Origin of the sequence: Streptomyces sp. NPDC006265 (genome assembly GCF_040613555.1) — a bacterium.
Lineage (GTDB): Bacteria > Actinomycetota > Actinomycetes > Streptomycetales > Streptomycetaceae > Streptomyces.
This window is the reverse complement of sequence record NZ_JBEXSH010000793.1, coordinates 1-4,292: the sequence shown is the minus strand read 5'-3', so window position 1 is coordinate 4,292 and position 4,292 is coordinate 1. Positions and strand designations below refer to the sequence as shown.

Below are 4,292 nucleotides of genomic sequence, written 5' to 3'. Positions count from 1 at the left end.
GTACGTCCAGTACGAGGGCTTCCGGCCGGCACGCCGAGAGCACGCACCAAACGCCGCTCCTCAACGGGCAAACGTTGCCTGCCGCGGCACTAGTCACCGGGCCGGGGTCCCGGATCACCGGGCCGGGCGGCTCAGCGGGACACGGCGTCGACCAGCTCGGCGAGTGCCGCGCTGAGCCGCTCCAGCCCGGGCCCGGCGGGGCCGCCCGGCTCGTTCATGTAGGTGTCCCGGCGGATCTCCAGCATGAGCGCGCTCACCTCGGGCCGCTTCCCGTAGAACTCCAGGGGCACGTAGGTCCCGCTGAACGGGGTGTCGAGCTCCGTCTCCCCGAACGCCTCCCGGGCGGCGTCAAGCAGCGCGGCAGGCGTGTGGACGGAGTCGGTGCCGAGACAGACCGGCGGGCGGGGCCCCTCCCCGTGCAGCTCGTAGGGCAGCCTGCGGCTCGGGTAGGAATGCACGTCGATGATCACGGCTCGCCCGGTGGCTGCCAGCCGGTCCGCCACGGCCTCGGTCATCGCCCGCGCGTAGGGCAGGAAGTACCGCTCGACGAGCGGCCCGGCATCGACACCCTCGGACCGCAGCGCTTCGCCGTGCGTGGTCCGCGTGTACACCGCCCCCATGCCGACGGCGAGCATCTCCTCCCGCTCGTCCGGAAACCGCTCCGGATCGACGACCAGCCGCGACAGCCGGTTGACGAACCGCCACGGTGCGACGCCCGCCAGCCCGGCCGCCGCTTCGGCGATCCGGTCCGTGTGAGCGTCCGTGATGTGGTCCAGTTCCCGCGCCAGTTCCGCCTCACCGAGCACGATCTCCGCGCGCACGGTCGGCGGTATCTCCCGTGCGGCGTGCGGCACATGGAGGATCACCGGGGACCGCCCGGCCCCGGGCAGCAGCTCGAAGGGCGGCGGGGCGTCGGTCACGAGGCGGCTCCAGGGGCGTTGTCAGTGGTCTCCGGAAGGATCAAGGTGCCACATCGCCCGACCACCGAGGCCGACGACGCCATGCCGATCAGCAACCAGCAGGTGAGCAGCCATCCGTTCCTGCGGGGGCTGTACGACGACGGCTACTACCCGGACCACGTGGTGGACCGCGGCCGCGCGATCCCGCTCGCCCTGTGCGAGCGCATCGAGCGGGAGCGGCCCGCCGGCCTCGCCGCGCTGTACGCGCTGACGCAGGCGGCCACGGAGGAGTTCCACGACCTGGAATCCGCGTTCGAGGCGGCCGGCAGTGAGATCGAGACGGTGGCCCGGGAGGAGATAGCCGAGGACTTCGGCTTCGTCGCGGGTGCGTACGGTTTCCCGCACGCGGACGTGGAGGAGCTGATCGCCACGCGGGAGTGGTGAGGGCCGGGGGGAGGGGCGCACACGGCTCCGCCCCGGCCGGGCGCTGGGCCGGCCGGGGCGGAGTCAGCGGGCCGAAGGGGCCCGGGGCGTCAGCTCAGGGACGCCAGGGCCTCGTTCCACGTGGTGGACGGGCGCATGGCCTCCGCGGCCTTCGCCGGGTCGGGCTGGTAGTAGCCGCCGATGTCGACCGGCTTGCCCTGGGCGCCGATCAGCTCGTCGACGATCTTCTGCTCGTTCGCGGCGAGCGTCTCGGCGAGCGGGGCGAAGGCCTTCGCCAGGTCCGCGTCGTCGGTCTGCCCGGCCAGCTCCTGCGCCCAGTACAGGGACAGGTAGAAGTGGCTGCCGCGGTTGTCGATGCCGCCGACGCGCCGGGTCGGGGACTTGTCCTCGTTGAGGAAGGTCGCCGTGGCGCGGTCGAGGGTGTCGGCCAGGATCTGGGCGCGGCCGTTGCCCGCCACCTTCGCGAGCTGCTCGAAGGACGGCACCAGGGCGAAGAACTCACCCAGGGAGTCCCAGCGCAGGTAGTTCTCCTTGACCAGCTGCTGCACGTGCTTCGGCGCCGAGCCGCCCGCACCCGTCTCGAACAAGCCGCCGCCCGCCATCAGCGGGACGACCGACAGCATCTTGGCGCTGGTGCCCAGCTCCAGGATCGGGAACAGGTCGGTCAGGTAGTCGCGCAGCACGTTGCCCGTGACCGAGATCGTGTTCTCGCCGCGGCGGATGCGCTCCACCGACAGCTTCGTCGCCTCGACCGGGTTGAGGATCCGGATGTCCAGGCCCTCGGTGTCGTGCTCGGCGAGGTAGGTGTTGACCTTCGCGATCAGGTTGGCGTCGTGCGCGCGGGTCTCGTCCAGCCAGAACACCGCCGGGTCGCCGGTGGCGCGGGCGCGGGTGACGGCCAGCTTCACCCAGTCCTTGATCGGCGCGTCCTTGGTCTGGCAGGCGCGGAAGATGTCGCCGGCCGAGACGGTCTGCTCGATGAGCGCGGTGCCGTTCCGGTCGACCAGGCGCACCGTGCCCGTGGTGGCGATCTCGAAGGTCTTGTCGTGGCTGCCGTACTCCTCGGCCTTCTGCGCCATGAGGCCGACGTTCGGCACCGTGCCCATGGTCGACGGGTCGAAGGCGCCGTTGGCCCGGCAGTCCTCGATCACGGCCTGGTAGACGCCCGCGTAGGAGGAGTCCGGGATGACCGCGAGGGCGTCGTGCTCCTGCCCGTCCGGGCCCCACATGTGGCCGGAGGTGCGGATCATCGCCGGCATGGAGGCGTCGATGATGACGTCCGACGGCACGTGCAGGTTGGTGATGCCCTTGTCGGAGTCGACCATCGCCAGCTCCGGACCCTCGGCGAGCTCGGCGTCGAACGAGGCCTTGATCTCGGCACCCTCCGGCAGAACGTCCAGGCCCTTCCAGATACCGCCCAGACCGTCGTTCGGGGTCAGGCCGGCCGCGGCGAGCTTGTCACCGAACTGCGCGAACGTCTTCGGGAAGAAGGCGCGCACCACGTGGCCGAAGACGATCGGGTCGGAGACCTTCATCATCGTGGCCTTCAGGTGCACGGAGAACAGCACGCCCTGGGCCTTGGCCTCGGCGACCTGCGCGGTCAGGAACTCGCGCAGCGCGGCGACGCGCATCACGGAGGCGTCGACGACCTCACCGGCGAGCACGGGTACCGACTCGCGCAGCACCGTGGTGGTGCCGTCGTCGCCGACCAGCTCGATGCGCAGCGCGCCGTCCTCGGCGATCACGACGGACTTCTCGGTGGAGCAGAAGTCGTTCTGGCCCATGGTCGCCACGTTGGTCTTGGACTCGGCGGTCCAGGCGCCCATGCGGTGCGGGTGGGACTTGGCGTAGTTCTTGACCGACGCGGGGGCGCGCCGGTCGGAGTTGCCCTCACGCAGGACCGGGTTCACCGCGGAGCCCTTGATCTTGTCGTAGCGGGCGCGGATCTCGCGCTCCTCGTCGGTCTTCGGGTCGTCCGGGTAGTCCGGCAGCGCGTAGCTCTGGCCCTGCAGCTCGGCGACGGCGGCCTTGAGCTGAGGGATGGACGCCGAGATGTTCGGCAGCTTGATGATGTTGGCGGCGGGCGTCTTGGCCAGCTCACCGAGCTCCGCGAGGGCGTCCGGGATGCGCTGGTCCTCGGTCAGGTACTCCGGGAACGCGGCGATGATGCGTCCGGCCAGCGAGATGTCGCGGGTCTCCACGGCGACACCCGCCTGCGACGCGTACGCCCGCACCACCGGCAGGAAGGAATACGTCGCCAGGGCGGGGGCCTCGTCAGTGTGCGTATAGATGATGGTCGAGTCAGTCACCGGGTGCTCCGCTCCACGTCTGCAACATTGCTCGACATCAAGATATCTCGTGATCGACCTCGTCTCGACAGGGGTCCGCGACCAGTTTCGTGCACCCGATCGCCCCGCTCCCGTGTCTGGGGGAGAGATCACTCACTCCAAGCCACGGCCGGACCTGACCACCCGGTCGTCCGAGCGAATGCGGACTATGAGATAGCGCACCAGAGTGACGGCCCCGGCCGTTGCCCTTGTCGGCACGGCGGCGGCACCGACCACGGGGATCCCGGCCCAGGCGGCCGGCAGGACCGGCGCCGTCCCGGACCCCGAGACCCTCGGCGACCCCGTCCACCCCGCCCTCGGCAATGACGGATACCGCGTCTCGGCGTGCCACCTCGAGTACGACGCCACGACCACGTTCGTCGAGGCCACCGCGGCCCTGACCATCCGCACCACTCAGACCCTGAGCCGCCTCTCCCTGGACGCGCGCGGTTTGGACATACGCTCCGTCCGGGTCGACGGCCGCACGGCCGCCTTCGAGCAGGTGGCCGAGAAGCTGCGGATCACCCCCGCCCGTCAGCTCGCGGCGAAGGCCCGGGCCACGGTGTCCGTGGCCTACGGCGCCGACCCGCGCCGGACCCCGCCGCCCGCCGGCGGCCACGAG

3 protein-coding genes and 1 pseudogene are annotated in these 4,292 nt (G+C 71.0%); 2 read left to right on the top strand and 2 right to left on the bottom strand.

What is annotated here, in order from left to right; all coding sequences use genetic code 11:
• Positions 1-131: 131 nt before the first annotated feature.
• The gene (locus tag ABZ281_RS40055) at positions 132-920 is read right to left on the bottom strand and encodes an N-formylglutamate amidohydrolase (protein WP_356662899.1); all 789 of its coding nucleotides are present in this window, start codon (positions 918-920) and stop codon (positions 132-134) included.
• A gap of 81 nt (positions 921-1,001) precedes the next feature.
• Here ABZ281_RS40055 and ABZ281_RS40050 point away from each other — a divergent pair, with 81 nt between their 5' ends.
• Positions 1,002-1,343 carry a DUF5713 family protein gene (locus tag ABZ281_RS40050; RefSeq protein WP_356662900.1) on the top strand — a complete coding sequence of 114 codons (342 nt, stop codon included), beginning with the start codon at positions 1,002-1,004 and terminating at the stop codon, positions 1,341-1,343.
• 89 nt (positions 1,344-1,432) lie between these two features.
• On the opposite strand, the gene ABZ281_RS40045 is transcribed toward ABZ281_RS40050, so the two are convergent.
• A complete protein-coding gene (locus ABZ281_RS40045) occupies positions 1,433-3,652 on the bottom strand; it encodes an NADP-dependent isocitrate dehydrogenase (RefSeq protein ID WP_356662898.1) in 2,220 nt (739 codons plus the stop codon).
• Positions 3,653-3,857: 205 nt separating this feature from the next.
• On the opposite strand from ABZ281_RS40045, the pseudogene ABZ281_RS40040 reads away from it, so the two are divergent.
• Positions 3,858-4,292: pseudogene (locus ABZ281_RS40040) on the top strand (M1 family peptidase); the annotation flags it as partial.

What these genes read in the sequence shown, in the direction of transcription:
- ABZ281_RS40050 (WP_356662900.1), top strand. Translation starts at nt 1,002, where the DNA reads ATGCCGATCAGCAACCAGCAGGTGAGCAGCCATCCGTTCCTGCGGGGG.